The sequence below is a fragment of the Bradyrhizobium sp. USDA 241 genome (assembly GCF_049739505.1).
Lineage (GTDB): Bacteria > Pseudomonadota > Alphaproteobacteria > Rhizobiales > Xanthobacteraceae > Bradyrhizobium > Bradyrhizobium liaoningense.
Map to the genome: position 1 here is coordinate 86,070 of NZ_JBMGPZ010000002.1, position 15,789 is coordinate 101,858.

General features: G+C 62.3%; 13 protein-coding genes and 1 pseudogene. 8 read left to right on the forward strand and 6 right to left on the reverse strand.

Annotated features, from left to right (window positions below; all coding sequences use genetic code 11):
* Positions 1 to 6: 6 nt before the first annotated feature.
* Positions 7 to 1,542, reverse strand: coding sequence for an IS21 family transposase (istA, locus tag ABIF91_RS01375; RefSeq protein WP_424578659.1), 1,536 nt, complete (start codon positions 1,540 to 1,542; stop codon positions 7 to 9).
* Positions 1,543 to 1,639: 97 nt separating this feature from the next.
* Between istA and ABIF91_RS01380 the strand changes: the two genes are divergently transcribed.
* Together ABIF91_RS01380 and ABIF91_RS01385 are read left to right on the forward strand one after the other, a co-directional pair.
* The gene (locus ABIF91_RS01380; protein WP_051394047.1) at positions 1,640 to 2,506 is read left to right on the forward strand and encodes an NAD(P)/FAD-dependent oxidoreductase; all 867 of its coding nucleotides are present in this window, start codon (positions 1,640 to 1,642) and stop codon (positions 2,504 to 2,506) included.
* Positions 2,507 to 2,551: 45 nt separating this feature from the next.
* A complete protein-coding gene (locus ABIF91_RS01385; RefSeq protein WP_028182202.1) occupies positions 2,552 to 3,346 on the forward strand; it encodes an IclR family transcriptional regulator domain-containing protein in 795 nt (264 codons plus the stop codon).
* A 28-nt stretch (positions 3,347 to 3,374) separates the two neighbouring features.
* On the opposite strand, the gene ABIF91_RS01390 is transcribed toward ABIF91_RS01385, so the two are convergent.
* Positions 3,375 to 3,716 carry a 5-carboxymethyl-2-hydroxymuconate Delta-isomerase gene (locus ABIF91_RS01390; protein WP_028182201.1) on the reverse strand — a complete coding sequence of 114 codons (342 nt, stop codon included), beginning with the start codon at positions 3,714 to 3,716 and terminating at the stop codon, positions 3,375 to 3,377.
* Positions 3,717 to 3,743: 27 nt separating this feature from the next.
* Positions 3,744 to 5,432, reverse strand: a complete 1,689-nt coding sequence (locus ABIF91_RS01395) for an amidohydrolase (RefSeq protein ID WP_245285581.1) — start codon at positions 5,430 to 5,432, stop codon at positions 3,744 to 3,746.
* Positions 5,433 to 5,657: 225 nt separating this feature from the next.
* On the opposite strand from ABIF91_RS01395, the pseudogene ABIF91_RS01400 reads away from it, so the two are divergent.
* Positions 5,658 to 5,852 (forward strand): annotated as a pseudogene (locus tag ABIF91_RS01400) (IS630 family transposase); the annotation flags it as partial.
* Here the strand turns inward: ABIF91_RS01400 and ABIF91_RS01405 are convergent.
* Together ABIF91_RS01405 and ABIF91_RS01410 are read right to left on the reverse strand one after the other, a co-directional pair.
* Positions 5,849 to 7,969, reverse strand: a complete 2,121-nt coding sequence (locus ABIF91_RS01405) for an ADP-ribosylglycohydrolase family protein (protein ID WP_424578707.1) — start codon at positions 7,967 to 7,969, stop codon at positions 5,849 to 5,851. The pseudogene ABIF91_RS01400 and the gene ABIF91_RS01405 overlap by 4 nt on opposite strands.
* Positions 7,970 to 8,045: 76 nt before the next feature.
* Complete coding sequence (locus tag ABIF91_RS01410) at positions 8,046 to 9,098, reverse strand: LacI family DNA-binding transcriptional regulator (protein ID WP_050995063.1); 1,053 nt, start codon at positions 9,096 to 9,098, stop codon at positions 8,046 to 8,048.
* Between the two features lie 75 nt (positions 9,099 to 9,173).
* Between ABIF91_RS01410 and ABIF91_RS01415 the strand changes: the two genes are divergently transcribed.
* The 3 genes from ABIF91_RS01415 to ABIF91_RS01425 are packed head-to-tail and all read left to right on the forward strand — an operon-like array spanning position 9,174 to position 12,194.
* Complete coding sequence (locus ABIF91_RS01415; RefSeq protein ID WP_028180225.1) at positions 9,174 to 10,514, forward strand: ABC transporter substrate-binding protein; 1,341 nt, start codon at positions 9,174 to 9,176, stop codon at positions 10,512 to 10,514.
* A gap of 7 nt (positions 10,515 to 10,521) precedes the next feature.
* The gene (locus ABIF91_RS01420; protein WP_028180226.1) at positions 10,522 to 11,370 is read left to right on the forward strand and encodes a carbohydrate ABC transporter permease; all 849 of its coding nucleotides are present in this window, start codon (positions 10,522 to 10,524) and stop codon (positions 11,368 to 11,370) included.
* Positions 11,367 to 12,194, forward strand: a complete 828-nt coding sequence (locus ABIF91_RS01425; RefSeq protein ID WP_085966492.1) for a carbohydrate ABC transporter permease — start codon at positions 11,367 to 11,369, stop codon at positions 12,192 to 12,194. Before ABIF91_RS01420 ends, ABIF91_RS01425 begins: the two co-directional genes overlap by 4 nt.
* Positions 12,195 to 12,379: 185 nt before the next feature.
* Here ABIF91_RS01425 and ABIF91_RS01430 read toward each other — a convergent pair whose 3' ends face one another.
* Positions 12,380 to 13,045 (reverse strand): TetR/AcrR family transcriptional regulator, encoded by a 666-nt coding sequence (locus tag ABIF91_RS01430; protein ID WP_050995062.1) that lies wholly within the window; start codon positions 13,043 to 13,045, stop codon positions 12,380 to 12,382.
* 147 nt (positions 13,046 to 13,192) lie between these two features.
* Between ABIF91_RS01430 and ABIF91_RS01435 the strand changes: the two genes are divergently transcribed.
* Positions 13,193 to 14,560 carry an aminotransferase class III-fold pyridoxal phosphate-dependent enzyme gene (locus tag ABIF91_RS01435; RefSeq protein WP_284280146.1) on the forward strand — a complete coding sequence of 456 codons (1,368 nt, stop codon included), beginning with the start codon at positions 13,193 to 13,195 and terminating at the stop codon, positions 14,558 to 14,560.
* A 74-nt stretch (positions 14,561 to 14,634) separates the two neighbouring features.
* Positions 14,635 to 15,711: a class II histone deacetylase gene (locus ABIF91_RS01440; protein ID WP_424578708.1), complete on the forward strand. Its 1,077-nt coding sequence runs from the start codon at positions 14,635 to 14,637 to the stop codon at positions 15,709 to 15,711.
* Positions 15,712 to 15,789 lie beyond the last annotated feature (78 nt).

Sequence of the window (15,789 nt, forward strand, 5' to 3'; positions counted from 1 at the left end):
TTCCTTTCAATGGAAGTAGCCGGGGCCGCGCAGATTGGGATGGTCGACGACGACGTCATCGGTGGGGCGAGCGCTGCGGTCGAGCTTGTTGGCGATGATCGAGGCGATGCTCTTGTAGGTCAGCGCGCGGACCGCAACCGCGCGGGCCGCGATCAACTCGGCGCGTTCCGGATCGAGATCCTTGAACAGCCGAAGCACACCCAGACAGGTCCGGAATCCTTGTTCGGGATGAGGCCGATTGGCCAGAATGGCGAGGACGAGACCCTCAGTGTTTAGCCCGATCGATCGTCCCCAGCGACGGAACCGCTCGGGAGTCCACTCGGCGTAACGCCGATGCGCGCTGGGCATGTGGTCGGGATCGGTGCCGTGCCGGCGGCCGCCGTAGCGGCGCTGGTGAGCCGCAACACGCGAACCCCGATGGAACAGCTCGATGGTCCGGGTGGTGGCGCGGACGTCGACCTGCTCCCGGATCAGGCCGTGTGGAACTGAGTAGAAGAAGCCGTCGATCTCGACATGATAATCGAGCGAGACGCGGGCCACGCGCCATTCCGCAAACTGATAATCGGCGTCCGGCAACGACGCCAGGACCGACATCTCGACCGTCTCGAACAATTGACGGCGACTGACACCGAGCCGGCGCATGATGTGCGCGTTGATCCGCTCCAGCGCAGCGGCAATGGCTGCGTTCGCCTCGGCCAACGAGAAGAAGGTCTGGCGACGAAGCCGCCCGAGGATATAGGTCTGGGCAAACCGAACCCCGGCCTCCACTTTTGCCTTATCCCGCGGCTTTCTTGGCCGTGCCGGAAGGACGCCAACGCCGTAATGGGACGCCATCATCCCGTAGCTGCGATTGATTTCAGGGTCGTAGAACGAAGCCCGGTGCACGCCGGACTTCAGATTGTCAGGGACGACGAGGCGCGGCACCCCGCCAAAGAACCGGAACATCCGGACATGGGCCTCGATCCAGTCCGGAAGTGTCTGCGTCCAGGTCGCCTCGGCGTAGGTGTAATTCGAGGCGCCAAGCACGGCGACGAAGATCTCCGCATCGCGTACAACCCCGGTTTCGCGATCAACGATCATGATCTTCTTGCCGGAGTAATCGACAAAGACCTTGTCGCCGGCCGGATGGTCCTGCCGCATCGTCGGAGACAGCCGCCGGTCGAATTCTCGGAATAAATCGCAGAACCGGCTGTAGCCATAACCTTCCGGGTGGACCGCCCGGTACTCCTCCCACAGCACCATCAGATTGACGCCAGGCCGCTTCAGCTCACAGGCCAGCGAGGCCCAATCCGGCTCCCGGCGCCGGCGAAAGCCGCGCCTGACGCCGGCATGGGCAAACAGACGTTGTTCAAGAACGGCGTCGGTCAGATCGCCCGCCAAAGGCCACGCCAGCCCGGCAGTCGAGGCACGCTTGAGGTTGTCCTGGATGGTGCTGCGCGCCACGCCGAGCGTGCGCCCAATCTCCCGGGCGCTCACCCCATCACGGGCAAGCCGCAGCATCTGTCGTATCTGTCGCATGGTCAGTTCTCTCTTGGCCGGCATCCGCTTCCCCACGTTGATCAACGCGGGACTTGATGCCTGAGGGACTGATCCAAACGAAAACGCCGACTTCCAAAAACCCGGCCGACTTCAAATCGGAATGCCGGCCGGTTTCATTTCGGAATCGTGGCCGGCTTCAAATCGGAACGATGGCCGGCTTCAAGTCGGAATACCCGGCCGGAATAAATCGGAATCCGCAGCAAAGCTGGGCAAGAAGGTCACCGTCATAGAAGCGAGCAGCCGTCTGCTTGAGCGTGCGGTCTCGCCGGTCTTGTCGACCTTTCTTCTCGATACGCATTTGCGGGCTGGCGTCGACGTGAAGCTCGACGAAACGGTTACCTCCTTCAAAGGAAACGATCGAAAAGTTTCCGCTGTCGTGCTGGGCAACGGTGCCAGTGTCCGCGCCGACCTGGTGCTGGTGGGGATTGGTGATGTCGCCAATGACGAGATCGCGCGCTCGGCGGGGCTTAGATGCACGAATGGAATTGTTGTTGACGAGCACGGACAATCCGAAACATCGGACATTTTCGCGGCCGGTGACTGCGCCAACCACTTCAACCGCTTTTGCGAAAGCTGGGTCAGACTGGAATCGGTGCAAAACGCCCAGGATCAAGCGAAGGCCGCTGGACTGGCGATCGCCGGCGCTCGAGCGCCCTATGAGAGTGTGCCGAGGTTCTGGTCCGACCAATATGACGTCAAGCTGCAGATCGTCGGGCTGGCCGGACAGTATGATCGGCAGGCGGTCCGAGGTTCGGTCGACGACGGAAGGTTCTCGGTCTTCTACTTTCGCCAGGGCCGATTGGTCGCGGTGGACAGCGTCAACCGGCCAGGCGAGCAAATGGCAGCCCGACGCCTGATTGCCGCGGGGATCTCCCCTGCACCGGAGCAGGCCGCAGACGCTTCCTTTGACCTCAAATCCCTGGTGACAGCCGGAGACAAGGCTGGCGCCTGGCGCGCGGATTTGTGATGGTTCTCACTTCCGAGAGGCCGCCGACAGGGACCGCCCAATAGAATGCCGAGGCTGAAGCGTACGGAAGAAGAGGAAAAGGCGCGGGAAGGAAGCGAGTTCATCGAGACCCTGGATCGGGGTCTTCGCGTGATACAGTCCTTTGGCATCGATCGCCGTCCAATGACCCTCAGCGACCTGTCCAAGAGCGCGAATCTTCCGCGTGCGACGGTGCGCCGGATCCTGATGACCCTCGTAAAATCCGGATTCGTCGTGAGCGACGAGCGGTTGTTTTCGCTGACGCCCAGGGTGCTGCTTCTGGCTTCAGCCTATTTGACGTCAAACCAAATCAGCACCGTGATGCAGCCGTTGATGGACGAGGTCGCCGGCAAAGCCAAGGAGGTCTGCTCCCTTGCGATCCTTGATGGCGAAGAGGTCGTTTTTATCGCCCGTTCGAGTCCGGCGCGGGTATTTTCGACCGGACTGGACATAGGATATCGGCTGCCGGCTTTCTGCACGTCAGTGGGACGCGTTCTGCTGGGCAGATTGGCAAACGACGAGCTGACGAGAACGATCGACGGCATGAAGCTGGCGGCTCAGACCCAGTCGACGCTGCTCGACAAATCGGCAGTGATTGCGACAATCATTGCCGACCGCACCAAAGGGTATAGCCTTGTCGATCAGGAAGCCGAAGAGGGCTTTCGCTCCATATCGGTGCCAATTCGCCGCTACGATGGCGCCGTCATCGCAGCCGCAAATATTGGCGCTCATGTCGATCGCATCACGACCGGTGAGATGATCGATCGCTTCCTGCCTCTTCTCAAAGAGATGTCCCTCGCCGCGCAGCCCCTGCTCGTCTGAGAAGCTGCCGCCTTTTGGCGAGCACCCGTCATTTCAGCCGTTTCTTGTAGGCGACCGGGTCCATGTCACGGACATCCACGCTTATGCTGACCACATCAGGGCATCGCTCTGTCATCGTCCGTCGAAGGCTCGTACTCAGCTCAACCTTCTGGTCGGGCGATCGACCTTCGAGCAGGTAGACCGACAAATGCACGAAGCTGTCACGCTTCCCGGCAACCAGGAAATCGTTGTAGACGCACGCCCGCACCTTGACGTCCTCCGCCTTCATGATCCCCGTTCGCCAAGCGGCTTCAAAGAGCGCTTCCATCAAGCCTGTTACGTCGTCGCGAGCGAGCGCCCCTTCCGAATATTCGATCACCAAGTGCGGCATGACACAATCATCGTTTTTAGGTCGCGTTCATGAGATGGCCTCACCGTCGTAGACCGTTCGCCCCTCAACGATGGTCCGTACAGCCGTGATGTCCTTGATGCTTTCTTCCGGGATCGTCATGATATCGTCGGACAGAACAACCATATCGGCATACTTGCCCGGTTCTATTGATCCGACTTTGTCCTCTGAAAACGAATATCGAGAAGCTGCGCTCGTGTAGAGCTGGATAGCTTCCTTCCGGCTGATCCGTTCGCCTTCTCCATACACGTCGCCATTCTTGTCGCGGCGGGTCACCATGACATACATATTGACGAATGGATTTAGGAGGTTGATCGGATAGTCGGTACCTTGCCCAATCAACTTCAAGCCCATGACGTCGATCATGGTTCGCATGGGGAAGGCGCGGTCGGCGGTATCTTTGCCGAGAAACTTCGCCACGACAGCCGCCTTGTCCCAGAGGAACGAGGTCTGCGCGTCGACACGCACGTCCAATTTCTTGGCACGCTGCATTTGATCTGGTCGCATAAGACTGCCATGGATGACGATAAAGCGCCTTCCCTTGATAGATCTCTCAGCATCCGCGAGCTCGTAGGCGTCCAAGACACGGTCGATGGCGGCGTCCCCAACGGCGTGGACACCGACGCGCCAGCCATAGCGATTGGCTGCTGCAACCAGGGCATTGAACCGGGACGGCTCGATAACGATGGTCCCCTTGTATTCGCGATCGTCGGGGTAACCGTCCCGCATCGCGGCTGTTCGCAATGTCATCCCGCCGTCGATCTGAAGCTTGACGCCGGAATAGCTCAACCAATCGTCGCCGAAGTCTGAAGCTGCGCCGATGCGGGAGAAGAACAGCTCCCATTCTTCGATCGTCATGCTGGGATTGAGGCCGCCCGTCGGCGCGTACATGGCGCTGATGCGCAAAGACGCCTGTCCGGCTTGCCGGACTCGCTGATGGGCGCGGAAAGTTGCGGGATCGACTGCCGCGCTAATTGCGGAGGTCAGCCCAAATTGATTGAAGTATCGCATCGCGAACTTCATCTGCTCATCGCGATCCTCGTCCGACCATTCGGGCAGAAGGTCGTGAACAAGGTCCTCAGCGGCCTCCTCCAATGTACCGTTCGGCTCGCCGGTGGATTTGTCGCGATGGATGATCCCGCCATCCGGATCAGGCGTGTCCTTCGTTATTTTCGCGAGGGCCAATGCCTCCGAGTTGACGAGAGTGAAGTGGCCAATCGGCAAGCACACCGGATTGTGGGGAGCCGCCCGATCGAGTTCCTCGCGCGTCAAGAAGCGCTTTTCGGCCAATTGCGAGACCGGGTGCCATTGTGCACCGCGCACCCATTTCCCCTTGGGCAATCTGCCAGCGTGTTCCCCGATACGGGCCAATGCCTGCTCGACCGTGGTGACGTCGTTCAGCTGCACCGTGTACTTGATCAATCCCGCCCGCTCGACATGAGCATGGGTATCGATCAGGCCCGGAAGGACGGTTCGACCGTCCAAATCAATAACGGCCGTGTTCGGGCCCGCGAGCGCAGATATTTCATCGATATTGCCGACCGCGACGAAGCGGCCGTCTCTCACGGCGACCGCGCTCGCCACGCCGAACAGCGGGTCAACCTTGAGGAACTTGCCGTTGGTGTAAATCGTATCGGGCGCGCCGATGGACCCGCTGCGGTTCGCGCCGCGGGCACCATGGCCACGTGAATCCATCATCCCCATCTCATCTTGCTGCTTGTTCGATTACCGAACATCCGTTCGGAATTTACCCGCCCGATTCGCAATTGTCAAAAAGACCAGGGCTTTGGCGATCTTCGAGGACGACGGATTGCACCTGCACTGTATGGATCGCGCTGAGCGAAATCATTCGGTCAACAGCGGGGCATCCGGCGATCACAGCTGCTCTCGCGCTTTGGTGCGCGTTGCCCATGATTGTCCCCGCGCGGCGTCTATCGCAGTGTCGCTGCCCTCAGGGCGGATATCACCTCGTTCATCGAACGACACGATGCCGATCCGAAACCATTCCGATGGACCAAGTCCGCTGATGACATCCTTGCTTCCAGCGAGCGCTTCTGCCGATACAATGCCCCGGCAGAAAACGGAGCAATGTTGCGAACTTCTGGTTCAGGACACTAGCTTGCGCGCATCGCATTCGAGGAAACGCGTACTTCTTCAGTCGAGATCGAACCGCTGTCAACCAGAAGCGCGACCGCTCCGCCGGTCAGCGGCAGTTCGCCAGTGTCTTTCACGGTGAACATCTTCTTGCCGTCGACATACGTCTCGATACACGTGCCGGCCACGCGCAGCTCAACTTTGTATTTGCGGTCGAGTTGCCAAGCGAATGGCTCGCTGGCGAGCACGATCTCGTCGTGCACACGCTTGACCAGGCGCACACGGCCACCCTCGACGCGATCGAACATGACTGCATAATACCGCTCACGACCCTGAACGCGGGCGGCGAGACCCCACGCGTTCGCCAGCAGCGGCGTAATCTCCGAGGTCACGCTATAGTCCCTCCAGTCGCGCGAGCCCTGCGCGATAAAGCCGAGGCCGTTGCCATTGGTGACGCGCAAACCCTCCCAGCGTGTCTGGAACTGGCTGACATTGTTGACCCAGGCGTGCTTCCACATCGTGCTGAGATTGTTGTCCGGCCGCTTCAGCACCGTATCCGGCGCGCCGGACCAGGTCAGGTAATCCAGGTAGAGTGTGCCGTCGACGCCGAGCGGATCAAGCGCCTCGATCTCGATGCCGATTTCGAAGATTGGATATGCGTGCGTCTCCGGCACCTGCCACACCAGTACGGCTTCGGAGCCGTCGGCGAGTACCTGCGCGTCGGCATGAATCTGCACGAGCTCGTCGCCCTCGTCATAGATGCTGGCAAAAAGCCGCGCGGTGACCGCGCCGCCGTTCAGCTCCGACTCAAGCCGGCACTCGACACGCTGGCCCGAATACAGCGTCGGACAGGCCACGAGCTGATAGATAGGCATCGTAAACACCTCCTTGTCAAAGAAGGTGGGACTGGCGACTCGCGCGACCCGGCCAGGCGCAAGGCGGCGGAAGTCGATCGCGAGGCTACGCTCGCCAGTCCGGCTGTGGCCCGCGACATTACGGAGCTCGACCTCGTGCAGCCGGGCCGGCGAACCGCCCTTGGCGTGGAACCCCTGCAGGCTGCCCGGGAAATTGAAGTTGAAACGCGCCCCGTTCTTAGCTCCGGACAGAGCCGGAGCGCCCGCGAGCGCAAGGCCCGCTGCGACCAGCGCCTGCGTCTCGATCACCGCGTCGGTGATCGCGGCGCCGCCGTCGGCGGTCGAGATGTACATGCGGTCGGCAATCGGCGTGCGGAAATCCGGCCCGGCGTCGAGGCCGGCGAGCCCCGTGCGGATGCCGAACAGGCAGCCGACATTGCCGGCATTGCAGTCGGTGTCCCAACCGGCGGTGTTGGCAATGCGCATCGCCTCCTGGAAGCTGTTCGCGCCGTAGAGCGTCGCCAGGATGATCAGCGCGTGGTTCGGAACGACGTGGCAATTGCCGAGAAACTTGTCGTAGCCGTAGCGGTCAGCGATCAACGCCCGGGTTCGCTCCCAGTCGTTGCTGTTGTCGCCGGCGTGCCACTCGCGGACATCGTTCACGACGCGGCGGATCAGCGCGTCCTTTGGCACAAAACCAAGGCCGACATCGATCAGCTTCTGCACGTCGCGCTCGACGAAGGCCTGCGCCTCCATCGCTGCGAGCAGTTTTGCGGCATGCACGGATTCGCCATCGTGGCTGACGCGCCCTGCCTGGTCGGCGAGATAGGCGGCCTGCTCCGGATTGCCGGGGCTCACCATCGCCCATCCGTCGATGAAGATCTGGGCGCCGATCTGCTCGGCCACGGTCGTCCCGTTCAACTCGATCGAGCCGCTCTGTGGCGCGGGAATGCCAGATTTCAGGCGGAGATAAGCTGTGTGCTCGGTGGAATTGCCGATGCCGCCCCACCAAAGGACGGCGCGCTCCTCGACGATGTAGTTCAGCCACGCCTCGCCGACCTGCTTTGCGGTCAGGCGCTTGGGATAACCATTGTCCGCAAGCGCGCGCGGAAACGCGAAGGTGCCGGAGACGTCGTCGTCGGTGACGACGAGATGATGAGATCGCAGCGCGACATCCCTACGCTCGTTAACGTAATAGTTGATCGGCCCGAGTTCCTTCATGATCCGCTCATAAGTCCAGCCCTCGAAGGGACGGCCGAGATAGACGCCGATGAGCTTGCCAAGCACGCCGGCATAGACGCGCTCCGCGTAATCATGAGGAATAAAGGTCATTGATCCACTCCCACGTTCATGCTTCGCCCGTTCAGGCCGACGTGCGTTTCATGATCTCGAACTTCAGCTCATGGCTCTTGCCCGGTGCCTCGAGCCCGCCCGGCAGCAGCCGCCCTATCAGCGTCTTCGCCGCGAGCGCGCCGAGGTCGAATTCCGGCTGCCGCACCGTGGTGAGGCCAAGCAGCTTTGCGACCGGAATGTCGTCGAAGCCGGCGATCGCTATATCGTTGGGAATCGAGAGCCCGGCAATGCGCGCCGCCTCCATCGCGCCAAGCGCCAGCACATCGCTGGCGCCGAACACGGCAGTCGGGCGCTCTTTTCGCTCGAGCAGCCGCTTCATAGCGCGAGCGCCGGATTCCTCGGAATATGCGCTATCGGTGATGAAATCGGGCGACAGACCTGCGTCCCGCATCACCGCACCGTAACCCTGTGCTCGGCGCTGGCTCGGGCCGAATTCGGCCTGAATCATCGCGATGCGGCGATGCCCGCGCGCGATCAAGAAACGCGTCATCTCGGCTGCGGCCTCGGCATTGTCGATATAGACGCTGTCGATCGCCAGAGGCCCATCCGGCTTGTGCTGGCTCTCCAGCCGTACCAGCGGAATTCCGTTCCGTGAGAGCACCGCGAGCTGCGAAGCGCGCAGATGGAAGAAGGTCGCAACGACACCGTCGGCGCGCCCCTGCAACAGCCATTCGACGGCGCGCGCCTCGCCTTCCGGACGGCCGTCGGTATCGAAGATCAGCACGTCGTAACCGGCCGGCGCCGCGACCGTCTGCAAGCCGCGCACGAGGCCGGGATAGAACGGGTTGGTAATGTCGGGAATGACGCACGCGAAGGTCATGGTCCGCGCGCTGCGCAGCATCCGCGCCGGATGGTTCGGCCGATAACCCAGTTCTTGCGCGACTTCGAGGATGCGCGTGCGCGTCGCCGGCGGGACGGAGGGCGTCTCAGCCTTGTTCAGGACGAGCGACACCGCGGCCTGCGAAACGCCGGCCGCGAGCGCAATATCCTTCTGCGTGGGACGGGACAGCGCCGCCTTGTCGCGCCCTTTCCCCCGCGTCGTCCTCGTTATTGACGTCGCCATTCCGCTTAGTTATACGTATTACTACGACAAATCAACAATTGTCGCCAGCATTCGAGGAAACCGAGGTTTCATCCCATGACCATGACCCGACGCCAGCTCGTTGCCTCCATTCCCGTTGCGGCCCTTGCTGCGGGCCTGCCGCGCGGCGCCACAGCCCAGGACGGACGCAAGATCGTGACGTTCTGGTTCGGCCAAGCGAATTCGGACGGCCAGGCCGCGCTGCGCAACGATCTGGTCGAGGCCTTCAACGCCTCGCAGGACAAGTATCTGCTCCAGCTCGAGGTGAAGGGCGCGGCGGTCAACAACCTGCTGAAGATCGCTCTCGTTGCCGGCAACGGCCCTGACATCGTGCAGACCGCGGGCCCTGCCTATCTCACCGCGATCGCGAATGCCGGCCAGGTGCTGCCGCTCGACGATTTCGCTGAGAAGTACAAGTGGAAGGAGCGCTTCCTCGCGCCGCTGCTCAACACCAGCGTCTATGGCGGCAAGCTCTACGCGCTGCCACGTGACTACGAGTCGATGCATTTGTTCTACAACAAGGAGCTGTTCAAGCAGAACGGCTGGAAGCTGCCGACCAACCGCAAGGAGATGGAAGAGGTCGCCGACGCCGCGCTGGCCAAGGGCATCATCCCCTTCGGCGCCGGCAATGCCGACTGGAAGGGCGTCAACGAATGGCTGATGACGGTGTTCTTCAACAACGTCGCCGGCCCCGACAACGTCCGCAAGGCGCTCGCAGGCGAGCTTCCCTGGACTGCGCCACCCTTCGTCGAAGCGGTCGAGTTGTCGAAGGCCTGGTACAACAAGGGCTATTTCGGCAAGAACTACTTCTCGCTGACGATCGAGCAGAGCTTCCTGCAGGTCGTGAACAGCAAGGCGGCGATGGCGTTCAGCGGCACCTGGTCGTTCGGCACCAAGTCCTACGGCATGTCGAAGCCCGATACGGTCATGGACGTGGCGCCGACGCCGACGCTCGGCTCGGCCTTCTCGGGGTCACTGGTGCATCTGGCCTGCGGCGCGACGCTGTCGATCGCAAAGACCTCGCAGAACGCCGAAGGCGCTGCCGCCGTTTTCGAGTTCATGCTGACCCGTAAGTTTTACGAAACCATGAACCGCGACTGGCCCGGCAAATGGGCACTCCCGGTCAAGGACCTGCCGCCTGAGATGCTCAGCGGCATCGGCTATCCCCTGTTCGAGAAGACCATCGCGAATCTGCACGAGGCCTTCAGCAAGGGGCAATACGGCTTCACGACGTGGACGTTCTGGCCGGGCGCGACCAACTCCTACCTCATCGAGGGTATCGAGCAGGTCTGGCTCAACAAGATCACGCCGGATGCCTACCTGACGCGGATGCAGACGCTGTTCAGCCAGGAAGCCAGGGAAGGCAAGGTTCCGCCGCTCCCGCCGCGGACGGCCTGATCCCACAATGTGGCTGTTCGCGCTTCCGGCGCTGCTGATCAATATCTGCATCATCCTGGTGCCCGCCGTGCTGACATTCACGGCGGCGTTCTTCATCTGGGATGGCGTCGGCACGCCTGTTTGGGCGGGACTGGCCAACTTTCAGAACATGGTCGCCGATCCCGTGTTCTGGTCCGCGCTGACCAACAACTTCATCTGGACCGCGATCTTCCTCACCGTGCCGGTCTGCCTCGCGCTTGTCATGGCGGCAGCACTGCTGATGGCGCCGAAGGCGCGCATCGTCGTGCAGTCCATCATCTTTCTGCCGCGCATCATCGCAGTCGCCGTCACCGGACGCATTTTCCAGGGCATGATCTTCAGCCCGGCCACCGGCATCGTCGCCTGGCTGAACGAGCATGGCTTTTCGATCTCCGATCCGCTCGCCGATCCCGATCGTTCGCTTTATGCGGTCGCGGCCGTCGACATCTGGCACTGGTGGGGCTTCCTTGCGGTCGTGTTCCTGTCGGCGATGCGACAGATCTCCGTCGATCAGATCGAGGCGGCGCGGCTCGACGGCGCCGGCTTCTTCGCGCTGTTCCGCTACGTGCTGATTCCGGGCATCCGCCCGACACTGACGCTCATGCTGATCCTGACCGTGATCTGGTCGTTCCAAGTGTTCGAGTTCATCTTCATCGTCACCCGCGGCGGCCCCGCCTATGGCAGCGAGGTGCTGGCGACGTTTGCCTACCGCCACGCCTTCTTCGAGGGCGATGTCGGCCAGGCCGCGGCGGCGGCCTGCGTCATGAGCCTGTTCGGCCTCTGCGCCACTGCCGTCTATCTCTGGCTCCAGATCACCGACGACGCGCAATCGACATGATCGGGGATCGCTGGAGCAGGACGTTCGCCCTGGGGCTGATCGGCGTTGCATCGTTCAGCTCGCTGCTGCCGATCGTGCTGGCCGTGATGAACGCGCTGAAGACGACGGTCGAGATCGGTAGCAATCCGCTGGCGCTGCCGACGCAACTGCACTGGGAGAATTTTTCCTCGGCCTGGCGCAACGCCCAGCTCGGCCCGAGCCTGCTGCACAGCGCCGAAGTCGCGATCCTCACCATCGTAATGGTCTGCGTCACCGCAACGCCCTGCGCCTATGTGCTGGCGCGGCAGAAGGGTAAGTTCTGGCGCTTCATCACCTTCTACTTCATGGCCACGATCACCGTGCCCGTGCAGCTCTACCTCTATCCGCTTTATTTCATCTTCGCCAAGCTCGGCCTCGTCAATTCGATTCCCGCCGTGGCGCTGATCTACACCGCGATGTTCTCGCCGTTCGCGATTTTCCTCTTGCGCACTTATGCGCTGGCGATTCCCGTGGCGCTGGAGGAAGCCGCCCAGGTTGACGGCGCAAAGCCATGGCAGACGTTCTTCTACGTGATCCTGCCGATGATGCGGCCGGGGCTGCTCACGGTTGCGATCATTGTCGGACTAAACGCCTGGAATGAGTTCGTCATCGCCGTGACGTTCCTGCAGAACGACAGCAACGTCACTGCGATCGTCCGCTTCTACAATCTTACAGGCCAATACTCGACCGACTGGGGCGAGATGCTCGCCGCAGCCGTCACCATCGTCCTGCCGATCGTCGTGATCTTCGTGCTGCTGCAGCGTCAGTTCATCGACGGCATGACCTCCGGCGCGGTGAAGTCATGACCCCTATATTTCGGGTCCAATCCACCACCTTCTAGTTGAGGCTCAAGGATGGACTTGATGCCGCAATCTGGCGGGGCGACGATTGAAGCGAAGCAGGCTCCGCAAGGCGGGCGCCCAACGCAAGAATGCCGATCCACTCCGTCGTCGTGCGGGATAGCCGACCCCGCCGACTTATGCAACAGCGCTCATCCCCGCGTCGCGGGCCTCCGCGCCTTTCGCGCTTTACGGTTGTTCGACAGCCCGCTTGCGAATACCTGAGTCGCTGCGATCAGCGTCTCGATCGCGTGCGATGATCTGGTCCTGTTCGGCTTCGCCAGCTCCTGCAACAATAGTCCATCGATACCGGCCAGCATGAACCGCGCAACGTCGGCGCACTCAGCCGCATCGAGCTCGCCGGTGCGCCCGGCAACGCCCTGCAGGATGTCCTGATAGACTTTGATATATGCATCATATTGATAACCCGCGAGCCCGACTGCATCGTCGCGGCGGAGCGCGTACAAGGTTAGCTCGTACTGCACGATCTGCAGCTCGAGCGTCCGCGTCAGGTAGCGCCAGCCGGCACGCAGGGACCCGCGGATGCAGCTTGCGATGTCAGCCGTGTCGCCGGTCTCCTCGCGCAGCGCCGTGGTCGTTTCATCGATCAGATGCTCGAGCACCGCAAGCAGCAGCGCGCTCTTGCTCTCGAAATGGTAGTGCAGCGTGGCGAGGCGAACGCCGGCACCAGCCGCGATGTCGCGGGTCGTCGTCGCCGCGACGCCCCCGGTCGCGAGCGCCTGCAAGGCGCCCACGATGATCTGGCGCCGCGTCCGTTCGCCCTTGGCGCCGACCTGCTCACGTGCTGCAGTTGTCATCCGTCTCTCCAATGCGCGCGCGATTGTCTATCCCGTGGCGCACAAATTTGCACGTTGCACAAAATTGGTCATTTGACCAGTTTTGGCTCCTGTGTTTATCCTTGAGGCAGGGAACATCGAAGCTGCGGGAAAAAAAGGGACGAGAACATGACCACAGCAGCCGCTCGCAACAACGACACGCTGACTCGTCACGTCGTCTACCCCTTCGCGAATGCTAACTTCCTCGCCGTGAACCCGCCAATCTGCATCGAGGGCGGTGACGGTGTCTATGTCTCGGACGGCCCGGGCGCTCACTATCTCGACGGACAGGCCGGGTTGTGGAACGTCAATGTCGGGCATGGCCGGCCCGAGATCAAACAGGCAATCATCGAACAGCTCGATCGTCTCAGCTTCTATTCCACCTTCGGCAACACCACCAACAGCCCGTCGGTCGCGCTCGCGGACGAACTCTGCCGGCTCGCCGAGCCGGAAGGCATGGTCCGTACATTCTTCTCATCCGGCGGCTCGGAGGCGAATGAAGCTGCCATCAAGCTCGCCAAGCAGTATTGGCGGCTCGCCGGCCAGCCGCTGCGCACCAAGATCATCTCGCTGCGCGGCGCCTATCATGGCGTGACGCTCGGCGCGTTGTCGGCCGGCGGCGTCAATGTCTACAAGGAGCAATTCACGCCGCTGCTGCCGGGCTTCTTCCAGGTCGAGACACCGCACGTCTATCGCAATCCCTTCACGTCGGATCCGGAAGCGCTCGGCCGACTCTGCGCCGAGCTGCTGGAGCGCGAGATCATCTATCAGGGTCCGGACAGCGTCGCGGCCTTCATGGCCGAACCGGTGCAAGGCGCCGGCGGCGTGATCGTGCCGCCTGCGAATTTCTGGCCGCTGTTGCGCGAGGTCTGCGATCGCCACGGCGTGCTGCTGATCGCCGACGAGGTCGTCACCGGCTTCGGCCGCTCCGGCAGCATGTTCGGCAGCCGCGCCTGGGGCGTGAAGCCCGACATCATGGTGTTCGCCAAAGGGATCAACAGCGGCTACATCCCGCTTGGCGCGACCTTGATCAACGCGAAGGTTGCAGCGGCCTTCCAGTCCGACGACAAGTCCCAGTTCACGCCGCGCGCCTTCATGCACGGCAACACCTATGCCGGGCATCCCCTCGCCTGCGCGGCCGCGATCGCCAATCTGCGCATCGTCGAGCAGGAAGAGCTGCCGGCCAATGCCGGCAAGGTCGGCGCCTATCTGCTGGCGCGGCTGAAGGACATCCAGAAGCGCCATCCCAACATGGGTGACGTGCGCGGCAAGGGACTGATGATCGGCATCGAGCTGGTCGCCGATCCTGAAACCAAGCGGCCGTTCGATCTGGCGGAGAATTTCGGCCAGCGGATCTGGGAGAGATGCGTCGCCAAGGGCATCCTGATCCGCAACCTCGCCGATACGTTCATCATCTCCCCGCCGCTCACCTTCACGACCGAACATGCCGACAAGATTGCGGATACGTTCGACGAGGCGATCAGCGCGGTCGAATAGATCAACACGAGGGCGGCGCGTCAGGACGAAGGATTGCACGCATGGCTACTGGGTTTGTCTGCCATGAGCTTTACATGTGGCACAACACCGGCAACTGGGCTCAGGTGTTTCCGCCGGGATTGACGATCCAGCCAGGGACCCATGCAGAAAATCCGGAGACCAAGCGCCGCATCCGCAATCTGGTCGAGGTCAGCGGCCTGCTCGATGAGCTCGTGCAGATCAAGCCGCGTTCGGCTACGGTCGCCGAGATCGCCCGCGTCCACACGTCAGAGCATATCGCGCATATCAAGCGCCTCAGCGATGCGGGCGGCGGCGATGCCAGCGAGCTGACGCCGCTCGGCGCCGGCAGCTACGAGATCGCGCTACTCGCGGCCGGCGGCGCGATCGCCGCGGGCGAAGCGGTCGCATCCGGCGCTGTGACCAATGCCTATGCACTGGTCCGCCCTCCCGGACATCATGCGCGCCCCGAGCTCGGCATGGGTTTCTGTCTGTTCGGCAATGCAGCGGTCGCAATCCGCCATCTGCAGGCGACGGGCAAGGTCGGCCGCGTCGCAGTCGTCGACTGGGATGTGCATCACGGCAACGGGACGCAGGCGATCTTCTACGAAGACCCCAGCGTGCTCACCGTCTCGCTGCATCAGGACAATCTATTTCCGCCGAACTCGGGCGCGCTCGCTGAGAACGGCGCTGGTGCCGGCGAAGGCTACAACATCAACGTGCCGCTGCCGCCGGGATCGGGCATCGGTGCCTATCGCGCGGCGTTCGAGCGTGTCGTGCTGCCCGCGCTGCATCGCTTTGCGCCAGATATGATCGTGGTCGCATCGGGCTTCGATGCGTCAGGTGTCGATCCGCTCGGCCGCATGATGCTGTCCTCGGCGGCCTATCGCGAGATGACGCGCATGCTGCTCGCCGCCGCCAAAACCTTGTGCAACGGCCGCATCCTGATGACACATGAAGGCGGCTATTCCGAGATGTACGCGCCGTATTGCGGGCTTGCGGTGCTCGAGGAGCTGTCGGGCGTGCGGACACATATGGCCGATCCCTGGGAGCCGCTGATGGCCGCATGGGGCGGTAACGATCTGCAGCCGCATCAAGCCGCAGTGATCGAGGCCGCCGCCGCACTGGTGGCGCAGCTTCCTGCCACGCGCTGAGTTCACTCGAGGGTGTTAGCGATGAACGGGATTGCGGGATGCCATGGCATGGTTCGTGCAACAACGACCGCCGTGCAT

Bases quoted from the DNA above. Each gene is read 5' to 3' on its own strand.
- ABIF91_RS01440 (WP_424578708.1), top strand. From the start codon at position 14,635: ATGTGGCACAACACCGGCAACTGGGCTCAGGTGTTTCCGCCGGGATTG.
- ABIF91_RS01410 (WP_050995063.1), bottom strand. From the start codon at position 9,098: ATGGCGACGTCAATAACGAGGACGACGCGGGGGAAAGGGCGCGACAAG.
- ABIF91_RS01385 (WP_028182202.1), top strand. From the start codon at position 2,552: ATGCCGAGGCTGAAGCGTACGGAAGAAGAGGAAAAGGCGCGGGAAGGA.
- ABIF91_RS01390 (WP_028182201.1), bottom strand. From the start codon at position 3,716: ATGCCGCACTTGGTGATCGAATATTCGGAAGGGGCGCTCGCTCGCGAC.
- istA (WP_424578659.1), bottom strand. From the start codon at position 1,542: ATGCCGGCCAAGAGAGAACTGACCATGCGACAGATACGACAGATGCTG.
- ABIF91_RS01415 (WP_028180225.1), top strand. From the start codon at position 9,174: ATGACCATGACCCGACGCCAGCTCGTTGCCTCCATTCCCGTTGCGGCC.
- ABIF91_RS01425 (WP_085966492.1), top strand. From the start codon at position 11,367: ATGATCGGGGATCGCTGGAGCAGGACGTTCGCCCTGGGGCTGATCGGC.
- ABIF91_RS01420 (WP_028180226.1), top strand. From the start codon at position 10,522: ATGTGGCTGTTCGCGCTTCCGGCGCTGCTGATCAATATCTGCATCATC.
- ABIF91_RS01380 (WP_051394047.1), top strand. From the start codon at position 1,640: ATGCCGGCCGGTTTCATTTCGGAATCGTGGCCGGCTTCAAATCGGAAC.
- ABIF91_RS01430 (WP_050995062.1), bottom strand. From the start codon at position 13,045: ATGACAACTGCAGCACGTGAGCAGGTCGGCGCCAAGGGCGAACGGACG.
- ABIF91_RS01395 (WP_245285581.1), bottom strand. From the start codon at position 5,432: ATGATGGATTCACGTGGCCATGGTGCCCGCGGCGCGAACCGCAGCGGG.
- ABIF91_RS01435 (WP_284280146.1), top strand. From the start codon at position 13,193: ATGACCACAGCAGCCGCTCGCAACAACGACACGCTGACTCGTCACGTC.